Genomic DNA, 1,778 nt, shown 5'->3' with positions numbered 1-1,778 from the left:
CGGCCAGCCTCTCCCCGCAGTTGGCCGGCCTGCTCGAAGACTTCACCCAGGCCAGCACGCGGGAAGCGCGCTGGACGATCCTGGACCAACTGCTCGATGCCTGGGCCGACACCTCGGGCATGGCCGAGAGCCTGGACGAGCGCAATCCCGAGGAATTCAGCTTCATCTACGAAGCCTTCAGCAACATAGACCGTTTGGGTCAGTGTCATTTGGGATCTTGAGATTTCAAATGACAATGGCTTTTTTATTGATTGTGGGGCCGTTTTATGAAGTTTAATCCAAGCCTATATGTAAATTCATCTCACCCGGCTTTGAAAGAATTTTGGTGGATGATGAAAGGAACGTTCATTGCATCGGCTTTGTTGTCTGCGATGGCTTTTATTTCATCTAAGATCGGTTTAACCAGAAGTGAAATATATTTGTCGTTTATTGGTTCTGTTGACGACAAATTCCCTGGTATTGGATCGATTGTGTTTACATCTCCTGATCCGTTGTCGTGGAGATTGTTCTTTGTCTTGCTCTGGATTGTTGTCCCGTATTTTGCTCTGCGACTTGCCGTGGCTGGTCTGAAGTCGCCAAGGTCGGACATGGCGCCGCTAAAACTATTGGTTATTGTGATATCCGCATCGGTTTTCGGTGGGTTGGTTGTCTGGACGATGCTTTTTAGCGAAAAGCCATCCGTCCCGATGGTTGTGAGTCGAGGGAGCGGGCTTATATATCTGCTCAACTACAATTACATCAGTCTGTGTGTTGGGGGGTGGATATTTATGGTTTTTATCGTTTTTTGGGTTGGGTTTTTGCCGAAATTGTTTCGCGACGCTTTCTTTGGGTTTGTTGACTTCGGAGGCAAAAAATGAGTGATTATGAAAACACATCTATCGGGGCGCTTGTCAATGCATGGAGCGGCCTTTCTTCGGCCTATCTGGCGGGATTGTCCGGGGCTTATGCGAATCTTGCAGAGCGATCATCCTCTCTTTACCTAGATGAGGCGTCGCGCTATCAGGCAGTTGTAGACGCACACAGGCAGGCTATCGAGGAAGCAGCTTCATGGGCAAAGGCGTTTCGTGATAATGCCATCGCAAATGGGGAAAAAGGAATTGCTAAAGTTTCAGAAAAATGGGCTGACTATTTTGATGAGCGGGCTTCAACGCTTTCTGATCCAGTCCGGCAGGCAGAGACCAAGTTGTCCGATCTAACAAGGCATATATCTGAATCGAATGATGCGCTTGGTCGTGCAGTTCCGAAATTGGGAGACCTCGGGCGCTTTGCAGGGCCGATAGCCGATGGGTACGGGATGTATAAGGGGTGGCAAGATTATGCAGAAACGGGAGATACGACGGCACTATCGAAAAGCGCCTCTGGAGTCCTTGTTGCAGAATTGGGTGCATTGATTGGCGGTGCTATCGGTGTTGCAGTTTTCGGTGCGAGTGCGTCGATGCTGCTGCCCGTAGTGGTGGCGGCAGGAGTAGGTGCGGCTGTTGGATCATGGCTTGGTAACGAGTATGGAGACGAGTTCCGGGATTTCGTGAGTGATGCTATAGGGGATAAATTAGACCCATTGTTTGAGATGATTGATCGTATCGTAAATACGTTCTTCGGCAACGCCCGCGCCTGGCAACCCGTCCGAGTCGACCCTCTTGTCCTGGACCTCGACGGCGACGGCATCGAAACGCGTGGCATCGACGGCACGATCCTCTTCGATCACGACGGCGACGGCATCCGCACCGGCACGGGCTGGGTGAAGGCCGACGACGCGCTGCTCGTGCTCGACCGCAACG

At 51.5% G+C, this 1,778-nt stretch carries 3 protein-coding genes; all 3 read left to right on the top strand.

What is annotated here, in order from left to right:
* On the top strand, positions 1–221 hold a 221-nt coding region (locus tag E6O51_RS21985), incomplete at its 5' end, for a hypothetical protein (protein WP_168735363.1).
* Positions 222–266: 45 nt separating this feature from the next.
* On the top strand, positions 267–857 hold the full coding sequence (locus E6O51_RS21605) for a hypothetical protein (RefSeq protein WP_136387100.1): 591 nt from the start codon (positions 267–269) through the stop codon (positions 855–857).
* The coding region (locus E6O51_RS22140; protein WP_211091496.1) for a hypothetical protein at positions 854–1,778 on the top strand (925 nt) is incomplete at its 3' end. The genes E6O51_RS21605 and E6O51_RS22140, both read left to right, overlap by 4 nt.

Source organism: Pseudothauera rhizosphaerae (genome assembly GCF_004801305.1).
Classification (GTDB): domain Bacteria; phylum Pseudomonadota; class Gammaproteobacteria; order Burkholderiales; family Rhodocyclaceae; genus Pseudothauera; species Pseudothauera rhizosphaerae.
The sequence above is the reverse complement of the archived record's forward strand: the minus strand, read 5'-3'. Positions and strand labels throughout refer to the sequence as shown.